This window comes from Arcobacter denitrificans (SeqCode) (genome assembly GCF_048571185.1).
GTDB classification, from domain to species: domain Bacteria; phylum Campylobacterota; class Campylobacteria; order Campylobacterales; family Arcobacteraceae; genus Arcobacter; species Arcobacter denitrificans.
Genome location: NZ_CP182350.1, coordinates 778,024 through 797,743 on the forward strand (window position 1 = coordinate 778,024; position 19,720 = coordinate 797,743).

The window sequence follows — 19,720 nt, forward strand, 5'->3', positions numbered from 1 at the left end:
TAGCTTAATAAAGCTAGGGTTTTTTTAAGATAAGGCTAAGAAATGTATATTAACCGTTTCTCTTTTTGATGATTTCATCAGAAACATTTTTAGGAACTTCTTGATATGCATCAAAAAGCATAGAGTATGTTGCTCTACCTTGAGACATAGATCTTAAGTCTGTAGAGTATCCAAACATTTCAGATAATGGAATCATTGCAACAACAAGTTTTACACCAGCTCTATCATCCATAGATTGAACTTGTCCTCTTCTTTTATTACAATCCCCAATAACATCTCCCATATAATCTTCAGGAGTTTCAATTTCAACTTTCATGATTGGCTCTAAGATAATAGCTTGTGCAGCTGCTGTTCTACAACCTTGTTTGAACCCCATAGAAGCAGCAAGTTTAAACGCCATCTCAGATGAATCCACGTCATGGAAAGAACCATCATAAAGTGTAACTTGAATATCAACCATTGGGTAACCAGCTAGGATACCACCTTGCATAGTTTCAACACAACCTTTTTCAACAGCTGGGATATATTCTTTTGGAACAGCCCCACCTTTAATTTCATTTTTGAAAATAAAGTTTTCTTCTCCACCAGCTGGAAGAGGAGTAATTGTTAAATATACATGTCCATACTGACCTTTACCACCAGATTGTTTAGCATATTTGTATTCTGATTTAACTTCATTTTTGATAGTTTCTCTATAAGCAACTTGAGGAGCACCAACTTCAGCTTCAACTTTGAATTCTCTTTTCATTCTATCAACAAGAATTTCAAGGTGTAATTCACCCATTCCTGAAATAATAGTTTGTCCAGATTCTTCATCTGTATTTACTCTAAATGATGGATCTTCTTCAGCAAGTTTACCTAAAGCAATACCCATTTTTTCTTGGTCAGCTTTAGTTTTTGGTTCAACTGCAACAGAAATAACTGGCTCTGGGAATTCCATTCGCTCTAAGATAACTGGATCTTTCTCAGATGCTAATGTATCACCTGTAATTGTTGATTTAAGACCAACAACTGCACCAATTTCACCTGCATATAACTCAGAACACTCTTCTCTGTTATTTGCATGCATTTTAAGTAATCTTCCGATTCTCTCTTTTTTCATTTTTGTTGAGTTCATTACATAAGTACCAGACTCTAGTTGCCCTCTATAAACTCTAGCAAATGTTAATTGTCCAACAAATGGGTCAGTCATAATTTTAAATGCTAATGCAGCTACTTCACCCTCATCAGTTGAAGGAACGATTACAGCATCACCATCTTGAGTTTCACCTCTAATATCAGCAACTTCAGTTGGAGCTGGTAAATACATAGCAACAGCATCAAGTAAAGTTTGAACACCTTTGTTTTTAAATGCAGTACCACAAGTCATTGGAGTAATAGTCATATTTAAACAACCAGCTTTGATACCTCTTGTGATTTCATCTTCAGTTAACTCTTCACCTTCAAGGTATTTTTCCATTAACTCTTCAATTTGTTCAGCAGCAGCTTCAACCATTGCTTCTCTGTATTGCTCAGCTTGGTCTAATAACTCAGCAGGAATCTCTTCTATGTGGTAATTAGAACCCATAGCAGCATCTTCATCCCAAACGATAGCTTTCATTTGTACTAAATCAATAATACCTTTGAAGTTCTCTTCTGCACCTATTGGTAATTGAATAGGAATTGCATTTGATTTTAATCTTTCATTAACTTGTTTTTCAACCATGAAAAAATCAGCACCAGTTCTATCCATTTTATTAACGAATATCATTCTTGGTACTTTATATTTGTTTGCTTGTCTCCAAACAGTTTCAGATTGTGGTTGAACCCCACCAACTGAACAGAAAACTGCAACAGCACCATCAAGAACTCTCATAGATCTCTCAACTTCAATAGTGAAGTCAACGTGACCCGGAGTGTCAATGATGTTTATTTGTAAGTCGTCATTTGTTTTTGGGTGTTTCCAGTGACAAGTTGTAGCAGCAGAAGTAATTGTAATACCTCTTTCTTGCTCTTGTTCCATCCAGTCCATTGTAGCAGCACCTTCATGTACTTCTCCAATTTTGTGTGATACACCTGTATAGAATAAAATTCTTTCAGTAGTCGTAGTTTTTCCTGCATCAATGTGAGCAGCAATACCAATATTTCTAACTCTGTTAAGTGGTGTTTTTCTAGCCATTTATAATTCCTACCATCTATAATGTGCAAATGCTTTATTAGCTTCTGCCATTCTATGCATGTCTTCTTTTTTCTTGAAAGCAGACCCTCTGTCGTTAGCAGCTTCGAATAATTCGTTAGCTAATCTTTCAACCATTGTTCTTTCATTTCTTTTTCTAGCAGCATCAACAAGCCATCTTAATGCTAAAGTTTGTCTTCTTACAGCTCTAACTTCAACAGGAACTTGATATGTAGCTCCACCAACTCTTCTAGATTTTACTTCTAAAAGTGGTTTAACATTTTCAATTGCTTTTTCAAATAATTCGATACCAGCTTCTTCACCTCTAGCGTCTAAGTTTGCAATTGCACCATACATAATTTTTTCAGCAGCAGATTTTTTACCATCTAACATTACTGTGTTAACAAATTTTGTGATCACTTTACTATTGTAGATAGGATCTGCTAATATTTCTCTAACCGGAGCTTTTCTTCTTCTCATTTTATTATCCTTCTACTTATTTCTTAGGCTTTTTAGTACCGTATTTAGATCTTGCAACAGTTCTGTTTGCAACACCAGCAGTATCTAAAGCACCTCTAACGATGTGGTATTTAACCCCAGGTAAATCCTTAACTCTTCCCCCTCTAACTAAAACGATAGAGTGTTCTTGTAGATTATGACCTTCCCCACCAATGTATGAAATAACTTCAAATCCTGTAGTTAATCTAACTTTTGCAACTTTTCTTAAAGCCGAGTTAGGTTTCTTTGGAGTTGTTGTATATACTCTTGTACATACACCTCTTCTTTGTGGACACTTAGCAAGTGCTGGAGATTTAGATTTTTCAACCTGTTTCTTTCGCTCTTTTCTAATCAATTGATTAATAGTAGGCATTTTTTCCCTTTAGTTTTATTATAGAGAGTCTAATATTTGCGTGTTGAATCATGTAGATTCTCTATTTTCTTGGTTTGAGCCTTTAAGCATGCTCATGCTTCTCGTTACATCCTCAAGATGCCATGACATATGAAAAGTTTCATAATCAAAACGATACTACCATTCTAGAGAAACGTTAGTTGTTTTCTAAAAAAGTTAGGGATTATACTTAAGTATAACTTAGAAGTTACTTATTTATCTATATTCTCTCTTGCAGACTTCTTATTTTTTCTTCTTCACTTTTTGGTGGCAAAAAGTAAAACAAAAAGCCACCAACGGCTTCAAAGCCCTTTGGGTTCCCTCACTTATTATTTTTAATTTCTAGCTTGCGGAACTCATAAAAAAGAGTGAGTTTATCACTCTTTTTTATTCAAACAGTCCTCAGCTTTTTCCGAAATGAAAAATAAACGCTCGGCTTTTGCAAATGTTGGAAACAAAGGTGGGATAAGGACATTTGCATTTTTGATTATCTTTTGTTTTATCTTCTACTTACTCTACCTAATATTAAGATAGTACATATAAAGAAGCAACCGAATGAATTTCTTTCTGCCTTTGATGAAGCCGGAAGTTTTGAAATAATTTTCGGAAAAGCCTGAGGACTGTTTGAGGAGACAAAAGTCCTAAATGGACTTTTTCGACGAGTTTCGCAAGGCAGAAAACTTATTTTAAAACTGTAGGGGAGCTTTGCCTTCATCAACTTGGCAGTCTTTTTTGCTTACTTTTTCGAGATCAAAAAGTAAGAAATGCGAAGACCGTCAGGTGTTCATGAAACAATTTCAGATTTTTTTGATAAAATCTCACCATGATTTTACTTAACTACAAAAAAATAGGCACAGGCAATAAAACAATTATTGTACTACATGAACTTATGGGTGACCATAGAAATTATGATGCAATATTACCTTATATAGATACCACAAATTTCACATATATTTTCGTAGACCATAGGGGATATGGACTATCAAAAGATATACTTGGAGAATATACTTGTGATGAAGCAGGCAATGATGTAAAAAACCTCATCACAGAACTAAAGCTAAAAGAAGTAAATCTTCTAGCCCACTCAATGTCTACAATGATAGCTCAAAAAGTAGCCCTAATAGATGATAGAATCAAACAACTTATTCTAATAACTCCAATCACCGCATCTGGTATAAAAATGAAACCAGAAGCTCAAGCTAAGCTAATCGCCAGCATGAAAAAAAATGAAAATCTCATAGAATATGTAGTTGAAAGTGCAAGTAGCAGATACAATCAAAAATGGAAAGATTATAGAATCAAAATGGGATATGAAGCTTCAACTTTGGAAGCTAGAACTGGATATATGACGATGTATCTTACAACTGATTTTATAGCTGAAGTAAAAGCTATAACTATACCCATAAAAATAATAGTAGGTCATCATGACTTACCTGCTTTTCATAAAAACAATATAAAAAAACAGTTTGAGATGTATTATAATGATTTTGAGATAATAGAATGTATGGAAGCAGGACACTATCCGATGATAGAGTGCCCTGTTTATTTTGCTAGTAAAATAGAGAGGTTTTGTAAATAGTTTACTCTTGAAGAACAAGTTCTTCGCTTTCTTACTTTTTAGTTGTAAAAAGTAAGACAAAAAGCAACCAGACGAGTTGATGAAGTCAAAGATTCCCTACAGTTATATATTTATTTCCTGCCCTGCAAAACTCACTAAAGAGTGCATTTAGCACTCTTCTTAACGTTCAAACAGTTTCGGGCGTAACCGAAAATAAACATCTAACTTCCGGCTTCATCAAAGTCTGGGAAGAAAGAAAGTTCAAACTATCATTTATAACTTAACTAAAGAGAAGTTACAAGTCTAAACAAATCAAAATGCAAATGTCCTTATCCCACCTTTCATTTCCAACATTTGCAAAAGCCGAATGTTTATTTTTCTCTTTTCTAAACAAGATTGGCAACTGTTTGAGTGTTTAAAAGTTGCTAAATGCAAGTTTTAATAAACGAGTTTTGCCAAGCAGAAAATATAAAAGTAATAAGTGAGGGAACCCCAAAGGGCTTTGAAACCGTTGGTGGCTTTTTGTTTTACTTTTTGCCACCAAAAAGTGAAAAAGCGAAGAGGTTTATCCTCTTCAAGAGAAAGAGTTATATTTTATGCTTCTACTAAAGCTTTCAAACTCTTTACAGTGAATAATCTCAACCCATCACCTTTCAATGCTTTCACTTCATTAGTAAAACCACTTTTTGAAAATAATAAAACATAATCAGGAACTATCTCTAACTTTTCACAAAGCTCTTTTAGTCTTGTAACTTCTGTCTTTTTCATCTTACTATTTGCATATCTACAAGACCCTACAATAATCTTCCCTGATTCTGTTTCAGCTACAAGATTTATCTCATCTTTTTCATCCCAGTATCTTCCAATCTCTTCAATAGCATCATCTTTAAAAAGCTCTTTTACATACTCATGACTTAGTTGTTCAAATATTAGTTGCATGAACTCTGAGTTGTAGTTATTGAACCTTTCAAAAAACTCTTTGTATTCTGTTCTTGCAATTCCCCTATAAAGTGGAGAAATAAAAGCAAACCAAAATCTTAAAAAAGGAGCATTGAATAGTAGTTTATCAGCTACTTCATTTTCTTCAAATTTATTTGTAATATGGTCAATTGAAGTTTCAGTATATATTACCTCTAACTCTTCTAGGTCATGTAAGGCTTTGATACCTTCATCATACTCAACATCAGCTCTTTTAAATGCACTATTAACTCTTCTATCACCTAAAGCAATACCAGTTAGAACTTTGTAGTATGGTAAAGAGTTTTTTGTTAGTTTTGAAATATACTCTTGTAAATCATAATATTCATCTAATATATGTCGCTCTATTAGTTTGCCAAGTGGTTTAGTAGTGTCAATTTTGATATCCAATCCACCAAAAATGGCAAAGTAATTTAGTGCTGTTTCCATATCTTTTGGACTATTTTGTTTACAAAAATATTGAAACTGTTCTAATATTGTTTTAGTATTTAGTATTATGGTAAAGCCTTTTTTTGTTTTTGGGATTATAACATAAATCGGATATAATACCTTTATGAATATCAAATTTGCTACATTTAATCTATTTCAATTTTCAGCTCCTCCTTTTTCTTGGTATTTTAAAAAAGACCGATTTACAAAAGAGCAATGGGAAAAGAAACTATCTTGGATAAAAAATCAAATCAAACTTTTAGATGCTGATATTATTGGTTTTCAAGAAGTATTTTCAATAGAAGAGTTAAAAGAGCTTTGTAAAGAATTAGGTTATGAACACTTTTTAAGTGTAGATAAGCCAAAGACAAATGCAAAAAATCCAACTATTTATAAAACTACAGTATTAGCCCTTGCTTCAAGATTTCCAATTATCTCTAATAAAAATGTAAGATATGATATAGATAGTATAAAAAAACATAACTTTAAAGAAAAATTTGCCTTTTCAAGGATTCCAATAAAAGCTATTATTGAACTTCCCAATAAAAGCAAAATTGCAGTTTATGTAAATCACTTCAAATCAAATAGACTAAATGAGTTTGAGTATATATTTAATAAAGAGACTAGCTTAAAAGAAAAGTTAGAAAAAACAAAAATAGCACTTGAAAATGATTTTTCCAGTGTATTAAAACAAAGATTGTGTGAAGCCTCTTCACTTTTTATGGATATAAAAGAGTCTAAAATACCCACTATCTTTTTATGTGATTTAAACGATAAAGAGTTTTCCATGACTATTGACGCTTTGACAAATAAGGCTTATCATGAAAAGCTAGAAGAAGATAAATATATACTTTTTGATGCATATTATCATCATGAACAAAAGATTTATAACCCTCATCCAGAACAAAAAAGTATAGAAAGAACTCCTACAAGTTATTACTTCTCAAATGGAAATATTATTGATTTTATTTTTATATCAGAGGATTTAAAAGATAGAATAGTTTCGTATGAAGTATTTGATGAACATCTTAAAAAAAACCAAGACGGGTCACTATTAGAAAGTGACCATGCCCAAGTAGTTTGTGAAGTAACTATAGATTAGACTATTTACCCTCAAACTCTTTGTCTTCTGTATTACGTACAACTCTATCAGCAATATCTTTTACTTCTTTTGCAACACCACTAGCTTCATCAGCGGCTGATGCATTTTGTTGTGTAACATAATCTAAAGATACAACAGCATCATTGATTTGTTCAATTGCTCCTGTTTGTTCACCTGATGCAGTTGAAATATCACTAATTAAAGATAAAGTATTATGAATATTTGTATTTAACTTTTCATAACCTTGAATCATCTCACTTGAGATATTTTTACCTTCATTTGCTTTTGCAGTTGCATTTTCAACAAGAGTTTTTATCTCTTTAGCAGCTTCTGCACTTCTTGAAGCTAGGTTTCTTACTTCTTGTGCAACAACAGCAAAACCTTTTCCAGCTTCACCAGCAGTTGCAGCTTCAACAGCAGCATTGAGAGAAAGAATATTTGTTTGGAATGCTATTTGGTCAATTACACCAATTGAATCTGCAATTGCGTTTGTTTGTTCATTTATTTCATCCATTGATGTTGCAGTTCTAGAAGCTAGTTCTCTTCCGTTTGTAACTGAACTTGAAACTTCATTTGCATATGTATTCATTTGCATGATATTAGAAGAGCTATTTTTAATATTTGCAGTTATCTCTTCAACAGCAGCAGCTGTCTCTTCTAGTGATGCAGCTTGTTTATTTGCAGCAACAGCTAGTCCTGAAATAGTACTAGATAATTTTTCAGAATTATGAGAAAGTGTAGTTCCCGTGTTTCTGTTCTCTATTAACATAGTAGTAATTGCACCACCTAGACTATTTACATCATTACATAAGGCTTTTAATTCCCCATCCATTTTTGAAATATCTATTTTTGATCTATAATCATAACTTGTATATAAAGATAAAACTGACATAGCACTTTTTACATTTAATTCTACTGCTACTAGCATCTCATTAATAACACTTTTTAACTCATTTAATGATGGGTTAGAAGTTTCACCTTGTATTCTCTTACCTAAGAAACCTTTTTTAGCCTCATTTGCACACTCAATAGCACTATCAACTATTTGTCTATCATTTTCAACATTAGCTTTTGTTTTTAAAATATTTTCATTTACTATTTTTGCCATTTGACCTAATTCATCAGTAGAATCAATATTTATCTCATTGGCTTCTTTTGTCTCAAGATTTAAATATCTAAAGAACTCTAACAGTCCTGATTGAAACTCTACTAAAGGGTCTTTTATCGCTTTTGTAATTGAAGATATTACAAATACTGCAATAACTAGTGCAGCCACTATTAATACATACAAAATATTAAGTGTTTTATCAATCTGTTTTAAGTCATATTCATATGCTTCTTTATTTGCTTTGTCTGCTTGAGCACTTATTTTACTTAAATTTTTATTTAGCTTTACGTAAAGTTCATCTGTAACAGATAACATTGGATTTGCCATTCCAATATCTATACTTAACATTTCTATAGCATCTTTTACCGCTTGGTTATAAGCCTTAATATCTTTTTGAACTTGAATAAATGTAGCTTTCTCTTTTTTAGTTAAAAATGGTTCTTTTACTATTTTTGCAGCTGTAGATACATATCTTTTTTGTACTTCATCCAAAATTGCCAACTGTTTATCAATTTCTGTTTGAGCATAACCATCAGAGGTATAACTAAAGACCTTATATAAAATTGAATTAAACTGATTTATATCAGATAAAATTGAACTACTTGATTTATACAGTTCAAATTTAACTTCAACAATATTATTTAAAGTCTCTTTTTCAGTTTTTAAAGCATTTGTAGAAAAGATACCAAGTATTATTAAAAATATTACTAATATTGCAGGTGCAATAAGTACTTTTTTTCCAATTTTCAAGTTTTTTATTCCAAACATTCCTCATCCTATAAGTTCTAGATTCCCCACTTAAATACACACAAGAGTGTACTTAAATAGAAAATAAAACCCCAAAAATAAATTTTGGAGGTTTTAAATCATATTACATCTTTTGATTATTTATATGCACCAGCACCAATTAATTGATTTTCACCAATTCCAATTACGTATGATGTTTTAGGTGTTTGTTTTCCAGTTGCTGGGTGTGCCCAAACATAATCAACCCAACCAGAACCTTCTGCTTTTACTTTTTTAATAAAATCATTAAATAACTCTGTTCCTTGTTTGTCTTTATAATGTAAAAGGTTTTTACCTTTTAAAGGTTTTTTAGGGTGAGCAGTAATTACTCCATCAAAATCATTAGCCCAGATATATAAGTCATCTCTTACAAACTTACTCTCTTTTTTATTGAATTCTTCAACACATTTAGCAACGCCAACCTCTTTACAATATGCAGCTCCCTCTTCAGCTAAAGCTTTTGCTTGGTCTGGTGTACTATCTGCAAATGAGAAAGTAGCACTCAATAATAACGATGCCCCTAGTGTAACTAATTTATTCATGTATTCTCCTTGTTGTTTTATAAATATTTACATATATATTATTAAAATATACTTAATTTGAAGAAAATGAAATAATTGACAAATATTACAAGAAGCTCCTAAAAAATGGAGCTCCTATCAATTATATATTTTTTTAAATAACTTTATAACTTATATATTATATAGATATTATACAATTTTGTTAAAAGTTTTCACATTTTTGTAAAAACATGTTCAATGAACTTGCAAATTTTTGAACATCTTTTTTATTAAAAGGAGGTGGGCCTTTTGTCATTTCTCCTGCATCTCTTATACTTTGCATGAGATTTCTTATGGCTAAATATTGTTTGATATTATCATCTGTATAAGTCTCACCTCTATGATCAATTGCATGAGCTTGTTTTTCTATGACTCTTGAAGCCAATGGAATATCAGCGGTAACCACTAAGTCACCTTTTTGAACCTCATCAACTATTTTATTATCAGCTTCATCTGCACCCATATCAACTATGATATACTTTATATGATTTGACTTGCCAATATCTATTTTTTTGTTTGCAAAAACTAAAGTTTTTAAGGCATTTTTTTCAATAGCTCTTAATACTATGGGTTTTAGCATATTAGGAAAAGCATCTCCATCTATAAAAAGTTTCATTATAATATTTCTTGTACTCTTCCAACTTGACCATCTTGAAGTCTTACTTTTATACCATGGGGATGAGTAGGAGAGTTTGTTAAAAGGTTTTTCACTATTCCTTTAGTTAATTTGCCTGTTCTTTGGTCTTGTTTTAAAACAATATTTACCGTTGCTCCAATTTTCACATCAAAACGTTTTTTTCCATCTTTCATTTACTTCCTTCTTTTATTTTGTAGTATAGCTAATCTTTGGGATAAAATACATAACTGTCTCATATATTCCTTCCATATAATGTCTTAAATAAATATCATAATTATCTTCTATTTCTAAGACTAGTTTTGAAATCTTATGCCAGTCTTGAGCTTTATGATATATGCAAACTGCAAGTATAGGTTTGTATTTTTTTATTGTATTTTTTGCACCCTTTATTGCATCTTGTTCTGCACCTTCAATGTCTAGTTTTATGTAATCAACTTTTTGGCTTATGAGATTATCTATACTATTTATATTTGTTGCTTGATAATCATGAGCACAATTATTTTGTAACTCTTCTTTTTTTTCATCTTCTATTTTTTTACTTCCAAGCCCACAGTTTATAAACTCAATATTTTCATACTTTTCAAAATCTCTTTTTGCTATATTTATATGTAAACTGTTTGGTTCTACGCAATATATCTTTTCAAAATCTGGATAGTTTTTGATTATCTCTTTTAAAGTATCTCCAACATATCCACCACCATCTACAAATCTTATATTTTTTATATCAGGAATTATCTCTTTATCAAAATATTGGCTTTTGTGGTCATTTGTAAAACCTTGCATAAACTCTAAATCATAAGAAATCTTAAAGTTAATCACCTTTTCAAATATCTTCTTAGACTTTTCATCTGCTAAAAGATTATAAGTTTTTTCATACTCGTTTCTATTTTTTATAAAGTCATCTTTAAAATCAGCTATAAAATCTGGACTTACCAAATCTAACTCACTATATTTACAAAGAGCTAGATAATTTATGTTTTTAAATCCCATCTTTTCAAGGGCATTTTTTACTTCAAGGGGACTTCCACTTGAGGTTGATAATATCAAAGCATCTTTTGGAACATCTTCTATTTTAAGAACTGTTTTTTTACGTGAACTTTGAACCCTTGTAAAATCATCAATTATACCAGCTACTTCTATATGTTTTAAAACTGATTTTGTAAGTTTGTTTATACCTAGAATATATTTATTAGTAGTTTTAGAAGAGATAAAGAGTTCAACCAACTCTTTATCTTTTTGATTTATGTAATCAAGCCCTATTAAATTGATGAGTTATCCTTTTTTATTTGAAGGATTATATCATCTTATTATTTTAGTAAATCTTTGTTTGCACTTTCATGACCTAAATACTCATGTGCTAAATAAGAACTTCTTGCATATGGAGTTGAGTGTACAAATTCAAAGCCTAAATCCATAGCAAGTTCTTTATATCTAGCAAACTGTTCTGGTTTTACATACTCAATCACTTTTGCATAATCTCCACTTGGTGCTAAGTATTGTCCTATACTTAAGAACTTACAGCCAACAGCAACTAAGTCTTTAAATACTTGTACCATCTCTTCTTCTGTTTCACCAAGTCCTACCATAAGAGCTGATTTTGTTTTGATTTTATCTCCACCAAGTTCTTTTAGTCTTTTCAATACTTGAATACTTCTTTCATATGAAGCATTTTTTCTGATTTTATAAAATCTTGGAACTGTCTCAATATTGTGTCCAATAATAACAGCACCAGAATCAATAACTGTTTTGAGTGATTCTTCACTTGCTTTAAAATCAGGTATTAAAATCTCCACTTGTGTATCGGGACATTTTTCTAAAATATCTTTTGTCACTCTATAAAATTGTTGTGCTCCACCATCAGGTAAATCATCCCTTGCAGGACTAGTAATAACTACAAATTTAAGTCCAAGATGTTTTACAGAAGTCGTGACTTTTTGTATTTCAGACAAATCAACCTCAGTTGGAAGTCCTGTTTTTACATTACAGTATGAACATCTTCTTGTACATATATCACCAAGAATTAAAAATGTTGCATTTTTCTTTGCAAAACATTCACTTATATTTGGACATTTTGCTTCTTGGCATATTGTATGTAATCCACCTACATCTTTTAAAAGACCTTCCATCTCTATTTGTGCACTTGGTGTTAATTTTTTTCTTAACCACTCTGGTTTTTTATAATTTACTTTTTTCTCTTTAAATTCTATATTATTTGGCATAGTCATATTTATCCTTTAATAACTCTTCTTTTTTATCTTTTTCTTTTTGTGTTAACTGTGAAGGTATTAGCTCCACATTAAAACTTTTTTCAAAAGAGTCAATCAATAACTCTTTTGCTTCTTCATATGTTAAATCTATATCTAAATCTTCTAGGCTTATTCCATATCTATTATCAATGCTGTTACTATTTTCACTATTTGTGTTACTTTTTTTCACAGAGCAAATTGGAATTGATCCGTGTTGAAATATCACTTTTTTTGTTCTTCTTTGTGCATTTCCACCAATTTTTTGTCCATTTACCAAAATATCATAGGCTTCAAAACCCACTTGACAAAACTCATTTTTTGATAACATTACACTCTCATCATCTTTGGCATAATTGGTCTTTAAACCCAGTTTTTTATAAAAATCTATCAAAAAATAACAAATTTTTTCATATGATTGTTTAATATTGTAACTTTTTAGTAAAGCTGTTGGTATTACCAATGAATATGATAAATCATGTCCATGAAATAACACTCCACCACCTGTTACTCTTTTGGCATAATCACCTTCATACTCATTTGCAAATGAATATGAAGAAAAGTCTTGTGATACACCTATTGTAAATGAATTAGTCCAATGATATACTCTTAATATTGGTATATCATTATTCTCAAATGATGATATCAATGCATCATCTGTTGCCATATTAATTTTAGCACTGTTTTTAGCATCTTTTATCACTCTAAAAGAGCTTTTTTCTTCAATCATAAAAACCTTTTTAACAATAAAAATAATTATTTTTATCTTAAACTTAAATTTTAATTAAAATTTTACATATTTTTAACATATTTTTATGTTAAAATTGATTAAAATTTGCACTTTTTTCATTATAATTGATAATATTTCTAATTTAACTTAAAAATATAAATTAATTTAATTTATAAATTTAATTTAAGTAAAAATACGTATCATATGCTCACAATTCGATAAACACGATACTGAGCCTACATTATTTTTACATAATGTGCATATGCTCGTTTGTAATAGTGGGAAAAATCGCAATTTATAATTAAAAATCTAACAAGGATTACTAAATGTCAGTTGAAAACTTAAACGATGTCATAAAAGATCTTGATCCACAAGAAACACAAGAATGGGTTGAAGCTTTAGATGCAGTATTAGAAACCGAAGGACCTAAAAGAGCACACTTTCTTTTAGAGAAACTAATTGATAAGGCTAGAAGAAAAGGTACATACTTGCCTTTTAAAGCTACAACAGCATATTTAAACAGTATTGATGTAAATGATGAACCTAAAATGCCAGGTGATAGAGATATTGAGAAAAAAATCAGATCTGCTATAAGATGGAATGCGGCTATGATGGTACAAAGAGCATCTAAAAAGAATTTAGAGCTTGGAGGACATATTGCGTCATTTCAATCGTCTGCAACACTATATGATGTAGGATTTAATCACTTCTTTAGAGCACCAAATGAAAAAGATGGTGGAGATTTAGTTTTTTATCAAGGACATATTGCTCCTGGAATTTATGCTAGAAGTTTTGTAGAGGGTAGAATTTCAGAAGCTCAAATGGATAACTTCAGACAAGAAGCACTAGGTGATGGATTATCTTCTTATCCACATCCAAAACTTATGCCTAACTATTGGCAGTTCCCAACTGTATCAATGGGACTAGGACCTATCCAAGCTATTTATCAAGCAAGATTCTTAAAATACTTAACTGATAGAGGTATCAAAGATTGTAGTGAACAAAAAGTTTATTGTTATATGGGTGATGGTGAGTGTGATGAACCAGAATCATTAGGTGCAATTGGACTGGCAGGACGTGAAGAACTAGACAACTTAGTATTTGTTATCAACTGTAACTTACAAAGACTAGATGGTCCAGTAAGAGGAAATGGTAAGATTATTCAAGAACTTGAAGGTAACTTTAGAGGAAATGGATGGAGAGTACTAAAAGTAATCTGGGGAAGACATTGGGATGAATTATTAAGAAAAGATACTTCAGGAAAACTTCTTCAACTTATGGAAGAGACTGTTGATGGTGAGTACCAAAACTTTAAACAAAAAGGTGGAGCTTACACAAGAGAAAACTTCTTTAACAAATATCCAGAAACTGCAAAACTTGTAGAAAATATGTCTGATGCTGAAATTTTTGCATTAAACAGAGGTGGACATGATCCATTAAAAGTTTATGCAGCATATAAAGCAGCAAATGCAACTAAAGATAGACCAACTGTAATTTTAGCAAAAACTGTAAAAGGTTATGGAATGGGTGAATCTGCAGAAGGTAAGAATATCGCTCATGGTGTTAAAAAAGTTGATACTGATTCATTAAAACAATTTAGAGATAGATTTAGAATTCCAGTTTCAGATGAAGATTTAGAATCATACCCATATTATACATTTGCAGAAGATTCTCCTGAGATGAAATATATGAAAGAAAGAAGAACAGAGTTATATGGACATCTTCCTCAAAGAAGAGCAAAATTTAGTGAAAAACTTGAACTTCCTGCTTTAGATAAATTTGAATCAGTTTTAGGTGGAAGTGGTGATAGAGAAATCTCTACAACTATGGCATTTGTAAGAATTTTAAATGTTTTAGTTAAAGATAAAAAAATTGGAAAAAGAATTGTTCCAATCGTTCCAGATGAAGCTAGAACTTTTGGTATGGAAGGTATGTTTAGACAATTAGGTATTTACTCTTCTGAGGGGCAAAAATATATCCCTCAAGATAGAGATCAAGTTGCATACTATAAAGAAGATAAAAAAGGTCAAGTACTTCAAGAAGGTATTAATGAGCTTGGTGCTATGGGTTCTTGGGTTGCAGCTGCAACTTCATACTCTGTAAATGATTGTCCAATGATTCCATTTTATATCTTCTATTCAATGTTTGGATTCCAAAGAACAGGTGATATTACTTGGGCAGCTGGAGATCAAATGGCAAGAGGTTTCTTAGTTGGAGGAACTTCAGGTAGAACTACACTAAATGGTGAAGGTTTACAACACGAAGATGGTCACTCACATGTTATTGCTAATACAGTACCTAATTGTGTCTCTTATGACCCAACATTTGGATATGAAGTTGCTGTTGTGGTTCAAAAAGGTATAGAAAGAATGTATGGTGAAAACCAAGAAGATGTATTCTATTATATTACAACACTGAATGAAAACTACAAACAACCTGCAATGCCAGAAGGTGTTGAAGAAGGTATTTTAAAAGGTATCTATAAATTTAAAACTGTAGAAGCTAAAAAGAACTTCAAAGTTAAATTATTAGGTTCTGGTTCTATTTTCCAACAAGTATTAGCAGCTGCTGATATTTTAGCAAATGAGTATGGAATCGCTTCTGAACTTTATTCTGCTACTTCATACAATGAATTAACAAGAGAAGCACAAGAAGTTGAAAGAAGAAACTTATTAAATATTGATTCAGAAGATGAAATTGCATATGTTGACCAAGTGCTTGGAAGTGATGATGAAAATATTATTATTTCAGCAACTGATTACATAAAATCTTATTCTGAACAAATTGCTCCATTTGTAAAAGGAAGCTTTAAAGCACTTGGAACTGATGGTTTTGGAAGATCTGATAGTAGAGCAAACTTAAGAACTTTCTTTGAAGTTGATACTGACTTTATTGTATTTACAACATTAGCTCAATTAGCTAAATTAGGTAAAATTGAGAAATCTGTTGTTACTAAAGCTATGAAAAAATACAATATAGACCCAACTAAACCAAATCCACTAAAAGCCTAAGGAGTATAAGATGAGTACATTAGTAGATATTTTTATTCCTGATTTAGGAGCAGACAAAGACGTTGATTTAATTGATGTTATGGTTAGTATTGGTGATACTGTTGAAGTTGAAGATGGTTTAATTACTTTAGAAACTGAAAAAGCATCTATGGATGTTCCTACAACTCATGCAGGAGTTATTAAAGAGATTCTTGTAAAAGTAGGAGATAAAGTAAACTCTGGTGATTTAATCGCTAAAGTTGAAGTTGAAGATGAAGCAAGTAGTGAAGATACTACTTCTGAAAGAGCTTCTACTTCTGCTTCTAAAGAGACAGAAGAAGCTCCACAAAAAGAAGCTTCAAAAGAAGAGTCATCTAAGGGTTCTGGTAAAATGGATTTAAAATCAGCAGAAGCTGAGCTTCAAGAAATTTCAGCTTCAGGGGCAGAAATTTCTTGTCAATTTGTAAATGAACAAACTATTTGTTCAGTAATTGAAGAAGTTCATGTTCCTGATTTAGGAGCAGATAAAGATGTTGACCTTATTGATGTAATGGTTAATGTTGGTGATACTGTTGAGTTTGAAGATGGTTTAATCACACTTGAAACAGAAAAAGCATCAATGGATGTGCCAGCACCATTTGCAGGAGAAATCTTAAAACTATTTGTTGAAGCAGGATCTAAAGTAAATTCTGGCGATTTAATCGCAAAAATGGTTAAAACAGTAGTTATGGAATCAAAAGTTCCAACTTCAACTAAAAAAGAAGCTCCTGTTCAAAAAGAAGAACCAAAGAAAAGTACAACTGTACAAGAGGTTGCAGCAACATCTGCACCAGAAGCAACAGCTGTATTAACCCAAAAAGCTAAGAAAATCTATGCATCTCCATCAGTTAGAAAAGTTGCACGTGAGTTTGGTGTTGACTTAGGTTTTGTAAAAGGAACTGGTAGAAAAAATAGAATTCTTAAAGATGATATAAAAGCTTATGTAAAAGAGCAGTTATCTAAGCCAGCAGTAGCAGCTACAGGAAGTGGGCTTGGATTTAATTTACCGGAAGCAAAAGAGATAGATTTCTCACAATTTGGTGAAATTGAAACTGTTGAACTTAGTAGAATCCAAAAAATCTCAGGACCAAGCTTACATAGAAACTGGTTAGCAATGCCTCATGTAACACAGTTTGATGAAGCTGATATCACAGAATTAGAAAGTTTTAGAAAAGAACAAAATGCTATTGCAGATGGATTTAAACTTTCACCTTTAGTATTTGTTGTAAAAGCTGTAGCAAAAGCTTTAGCTATTCATCCAAAATTTAATGCTTCATTAAGTACAGATGGACAAAGTCTAATTATGAAAAAATATTTCCATATTGCAATTGCTGTTGATACTCCAAATGGACTTGTTGTCCCAGTTATCAAAGATGTTGATAAAAAAGGATTTAAACAAATTGCAATAGAGATGGCTGAAATATCACAAAAAGCAAGAGATGGTAAACTAAAATCAACTGACATGCAAGGTGCTTCATTTACAATCTCATCTTTAGGTGGAATTGGTGGAACTAAATTTACTCCAATTATCAATGCTCCTGAAGTTGCAATCTTAGGATTATCTAAATCTGAAATGAAACCTGTATGGAATGGTGAAAACTTCATACCTAGATTAACATTACCTTTATCTCTATCTTATGATCATAAAGTTATTGATGGTGCTGATGGTGCGAGATTTACAACTACATTATCACAACTATTAAGTGATATTAGACTATTAAGTCTGTAAGGAAGAAAAATGAGTAAAGTTATAGATATTTTAATTCCTGATTTGGGTGCTGACAAAGATGTTGACTTAATTGAAGTTATGGTTAGCATTGGAGATAAAGTAGAAGAAGAAGATGGACTTATCACTTTAGAGACTGAAAAAGCCTCTATGGATGTTCCTACAACTCACAGTGGTATTGTAAAAGATATACTTGTAAAAGTTGGAGATAAAGTTAACTCTGGTGATTTAATCGTTAGAGTTGAAGTTGAAGATGAAACTTCAGCGACACCAGCTGTTGAAGAAAAAGTGCAAGAAGCACCAGCTTCTCCCAAACCAGCAAAAACTTCTACAAATACTGATGGTGCAGATGAAGTAAAAGGACAAGTACTAGTAATAGGAGCAGGACCTGGTGGTTATTCTGCTGCTTTTAGATGTGCTGACTTAGGCTTAGATACAGTTTTAGTAGAAAGATATCCAACACTAGGTGGAGTTTGTCTAAATGTTGGTTGTATTCCCTCAAAAGCACTTCTTCATGTGGCAAAAGTTATGGAAGAAGCAGAGCACATTGAACATGCAGGTATTAAGTTTGCAAAACCTGAGATTGATTTACCAGGAGTTGCAGCTTATAAAAGTGGCGTTGTAAAAAAACTAACTGATGGTTTAGGTGCAATGGCTAAAATGAGAAAAGTAACAGTTATCCAAGGTAATGCTAAATTCTTAGATAAAAACTCTGTTATTGTTGAACATACTGATGTTGAAGGTAAGCAAACAAAAGTTACTTTTGATAATTGTATTATAGCAGCAGGATCTCAAAGCTCTAAAATGTCATTTATTCCACATGAAGATCCAAGAATTTGGGATTCTACTGATGCCTTAGAAGTAAAAGAAGTACCTAAAAAACTTCTAGTTATGGGTGGAGGAATTATTGGTCTTGAAATGGGAACAGTTTATCAAAAACTAAGAAGTGAAGTTGACTTTGTAGTTCGAGGTAAACAGCTAATGAGTGGAACTGATGCTGATATAGTTAAAATGTATACTAAATCAAATGCAAAAAGATTTAATGTAATGTTTGAAACTCAAGCACAATCAATCATCCCAAAACAAGATGGTGTTCATGTTGAATTTAAAGGTAAAAATGCACCTGATAGTGCTGTAGTTTATGATGCAATTCTTGTAGCTATGGGAAGAAGTGCAAATGGTAATAAACTAGACCTTCAAAATTGTGGAGTAAATGTCGATGATTATGGAATCATAAAAGTTGACAATCAAATGAAAACCAATGTAGAAAATATCTATGCTATTGGGGATATTGTTGGTCAACCTATGCTTGCACATAAAGCAGTACATGAAGGTCATGTTGCAGCTGAAGTTATAGCAGGACATAAAGTATTCTTTGAACCAAAACAAATCCCAAGTATCGCTTATACATTCCCAGAAATTGCATGGGCTGGTATGACTGAAAATGAAGCAAAAAAAGCTGGTATAAACTATGAAGTATCAACTTTCCCTTGGTCTGCATCAGGTCGAGCTTTAGCTGCTGATGTTTCAAGTGATGGTATGACTAAACTTATTTTTGATAAAGATACTCATCAATTAATTGGTGGAGCACTTGTTGGAGATAATGCAGGTGAATTACTAGGTGAAATTTCACTAGCACTTGAAATGGATTGCGATGCAGAAGATATTGCACTAACAATTCATGCACACCCTACTTTACATGAATCAGTTGGTATGGCTGCAGAAATCTTCGAAGGAAGTATTACAGACTTACCAAATGCAAAAGCTAAAAAGAGATAATTCTCTTTTTA

The 19,720-nt window shown here is 31.7% G+C and carries 16 protein-coding genes; 5 read left to right on the forward strand and 11 right to left on the reverse strand.

Annotated features, from left to right (window positions below):
- Positions 1-49: 49 nt before the first annotated feature.
- From fusA to rpsL, 3 genes are read right to left on the reverse strand one after another with little or no spacing between them, the layout of a single operon-like run.
- Entirely contained in the window at positions 50-2,158 is a 2,109-nt protein-coding gene (gene fusA / locus ACNI28_RS03850; RefSeq protein ID WP_419765695.1) for an elongation factor G, read from the reverse strand.
- A 9-nt stretch (positions 2,159-2,167) separates the two neighbouring features.
- Positions 2,168-2,635, reverse strand: coding sequence for a 30S ribosomal protein S7 (gene rpsG / locus ACNI28_RS03855; RefSeq protein WP_419765697.1), 468 nt, complete (start codon positions 2,633-2,635; stop codon positions 2,168-2,170).
- 16 nt (positions 2,636-2,651) lie between these two features.
- Complete coding sequence (gene rpsL / locus ACNI28_RS03860; RefSeq protein ID WP_298749334.1) at positions 2,652-3,026, reverse strand: 30S ribosomal protein S12; 375 nt, start codon at positions 3,024-3,026, stop codon at positions 2,652-2,654.
- An 841-nt stretch (positions 3,027-3,867) separates the two neighbouring features.
- On the opposite strand from rpsL, the gene ACNI28_RS03865 reads away from it, so the two are divergent.
- A complete protein-coding gene (locus ACNI28_RS03865) occupies positions 3,868-4,623 on the forward strand; it encodes an alpha/beta fold hydrolase (RefSeq protein WP_419765700.1) in 756 nt (251 codons plus the stop codon).
- 573 nt (positions 4,624-5,196) lie between these two features.
- Here the strand turns inward: ACNI28_RS03865 and ACNI28_RS03870 are convergent.
- Positions 5,197-6,144, reverse strand: coding sequence for a DUF234 domain-containing protein (locus tag ACNI28_RS03870; RefSeq protein WP_419765701.1), 948 nt, complete (start codon positions 6,142-6,144; stop codon positions 5,197-5,199).
- Here ACNI28_RS03870 and ACNI28_RS03875 point away from each other — a divergent pair.
- Positions 6,134-7,111 carry an endonuclease/exonuclease/phosphatase family protein gene (locus tag ACNI28_RS03875; RefSeq protein WP_419765703.1) on the forward strand — a complete coding sequence of 326 codons (978 nt, stop codon included), beginning with the start codon at positions 6,134-6,136 and terminating at the stop codon, positions 7,109-7,111. The genes ACNI28_RS03870 and ACNI28_RS03875 overlap by 11 nt on opposite strands.
- A 1-nt stretch (position 7,112) precedes the next feature.
- Here the strand turns inward: ACNI28_RS03875 and ACNI28_RS03880 are convergent, their stop codons facing one another.
- From ACNI28_RS03880 to ACNI28_RS03910, 7 genes are all read right to left on the reverse strand, one after another.
- Positions 7,113-8,987, reverse strand: a complete 1,875-nt coding sequence (locus ACNI28_RS03880) for a HAMP domain-containing methyl-accepting chemotaxis protein (protein WP_419765705.1) — start codon at positions 8,985-8,987, stop codon at positions 7,113-7,115.
- A 116-nt stretch (positions 8,988-9,103) separates the two neighbouring features.
- Positions 9,104-9,547, reverse strand: a complete 444-nt coding sequence (locus tag ACNI28_RS03885; RefSeq protein ID WP_419765707.1) for a cache domain-containing protein — start codon at positions 9,545-9,547, stop codon at positions 9,104-9,106.
- Positions 9,548-9,728: 181 nt separating this feature from the next.
- Positions 9,729-10,181 carry a YaiI/YqxD family protein gene (locus tag ACNI28_RS03890; protein ID WP_419765709.1) on the reverse strand — a complete coding sequence of 151 codons (453 nt, stop codon included), beginning with the start codon at positions 10,179-10,181 and terminating at the stop codon, positions 9,729-9,731.
- Positions 10,181-10,375 carry a YwbE family protein gene (locus ACNI28_RS03895; RefSeq protein ID WP_419765711.1) on the reverse strand — a complete coding sequence of 65 codons (195 nt, stop codon included), beginning with the start codon at positions 10,373-10,375 and terminating at the stop codon, positions 10,181-10,183. The genes ACNI28_RS03890 and ACNI28_RS03895 overlap by 1 nt, the downstream gene beginning before the upstream one ends.
- A gap of 13 nt (positions 10,376-10,388) precedes the next feature.
- A complete protein-coding gene (locus ACNI28_RS03900) occupies positions 10,389-11,426 on the reverse strand; it encodes an FkbM family methyltransferase (protein WP_419765713.1) in 1,038 nt (345 codons plus the stop codon).
- Between the two features lie 83 nt (positions 11,427-11,509).
- Entirely contained in the window at positions 11,510-12,427 is a 918-nt protein-coding gene (gene lipA / locus ACNI28_RS03905; RefSeq protein WP_419765714.1) for a lipoyl synthase, read from the reverse strand.
- On the reverse strand, positions 12,411-13,175 hold the full coding sequence (locus ACNI28_RS03910) for a lipoate--protein ligase family protein (RefSeq protein WP_419765716.1): 765 nt from the start codon (positions 13,173-13,175) through the stop codon (positions 12,411-12,413). The genes lipA and ACNI28_RS03910 overlap by 17 nt, the downstream gene beginning before the upstream one ends.
- Before the next feature lie 326 nt (positions 13,176-13,501).
- Here ACNI28_RS03910 and aceE point away from each other — a divergent pair, with 326 nt between their 5' ends.
- The 3 genes from aceE to lpdA are packed head-to-tail and all read left to right on the forward strand — an operon-like array spanning position 13,502 to position 19,709.
- Positions 13,502-16,186: a pyruvate dehydrogenase (acetyl-transferring), homodimeric type gene (aceE, locus tag ACNI28_RS03915; RefSeq protein ID WP_419765718.1), complete on the forward strand. Its 2,685-nt coding sequence runs from the start codon at positions 13,502-13,504 to the stop codon at positions 16,184-16,186.
- Between the two features lie 10 nt (positions 16,187-16,196).
- Entirely contained in the window at positions 16,197-17,933 is a 1,737-nt protein-coding gene (gene aceF, locus ACNI28_RS03920) for a dihydrolipoyllysine-residue acetyltransferase (protein ID WP_419765720.1), read from the forward strand.
- 9 nt (positions 17,934-17,942) lie between these two features.
- Complete coding sequence (gene lpdA, locus ACNI28_RS03925; protein ID WP_419765722.1) at positions 17,943-19,709, forward strand: dihydrolipoyl dehydrogenase; 1,767 nt, start codon at positions 17,943-17,945, stop codon at positions 19,707-19,709.
- Positions 19,710-19,720: the final 11 nt, after the last annotated feature.

Excerpts from the sequence above, each read along its gene's own strand:
- fusA (WP_419765695.1), bottom strand. The coding sequence starts at position 2,158 with ATGGCTAGAAAAACACCACTTAACAGAGTTAGAAATATTGGTATTGCT.
- rpsG (WP_419765697.1), bottom strand. The coding sequence starts at position 2,635 with ATGAGAAGAAGAAAAGCTCCGGTTAGAGAAATATTAGCAGATCCTATC.
- rpsL (WP_298749334.1), bottom strand. The coding sequence starts at position 3,026 with ATGCCTACTATTAATCAATTGATTAGAAAAGAGCGAAAGAAACAGGTT.
- ACNI28_RS03865 (WP_419765700.1), top strand. The coding sequence starts at position 3,868 with ATGATTTTACTTAACTACAAAAAAATAGGCACAGGCAATAAAACAATT.
- ACNI28_RS03875 (WP_419765703.1), top strand. The coding sequence starts at position 6,134 with ATGAATATCAAATTTGCTACATTTAATCTATTTCAATTTTCAGCTCCT.
- ACNI28_RS03880 (WP_419765705.1), bottom strand. The coding sequence starts at position 8,987 with ATGTTTGGAATAAAAAACTTGAAAATTGGAAAAAAAGTACTTATTGCA.
- ACNI28_RS03885 (WP_419765707.1), bottom strand. The coding sequence starts at position 9,547 with ATGAATAAATTAGTTACACTAGGGGCATCGTTATTATTGAGTGCTACT.
- ACNI28_RS03890 (WP_419765709.1), bottom strand. The coding sequence starts at position 10,181 with ATGAAACTTTTTATAGATGGAGATGCTTTTCCTAATATGCTAAAACCC.
- ACNI28_RS03895 (WP_419765711.1), bottom strand. The coding sequence starts at position 10,375 with ATGAAAGATGGAAAAAAACGTTTTGATGTGAAAATTGGAGCAACGGTA.
- lipA (WP_419765714.1), bottom strand. The coding sequence starts at position 12,427 with ATGACTATGCCAAATAATATAGAATTTAAAGAGAAAAAAGTAAATTAT.
- ACNI28_RS03910 (WP_419765716.1), bottom strand. The coding sequence starts at position 13,175 with ATGATTGAAGAAAAAAGCTCTTTTAGAGTGATAAAAGATGCTAAAAAC.
- aceE (WP_419765718.1), top strand. The coding sequence starts at position 13,502 with ATGTCAGTTGAAAACTTAAACGATGTCATAAAAGATCTTGATCCACAA.
- aceF (WP_419765720.1), top strand. The coding sequence starts at position 16,197 with ATGAGTACATTAGTAGATATTTTTATTCCTGATTTAGGAGCAGACAAA.
- lpdA (WP_419765722.1), top strand. The coding sequence starts at position 17,943 with ATGAGTAAAGTTATAGATATTTTAATTCCTGATTTGGGTGCTGACAAA.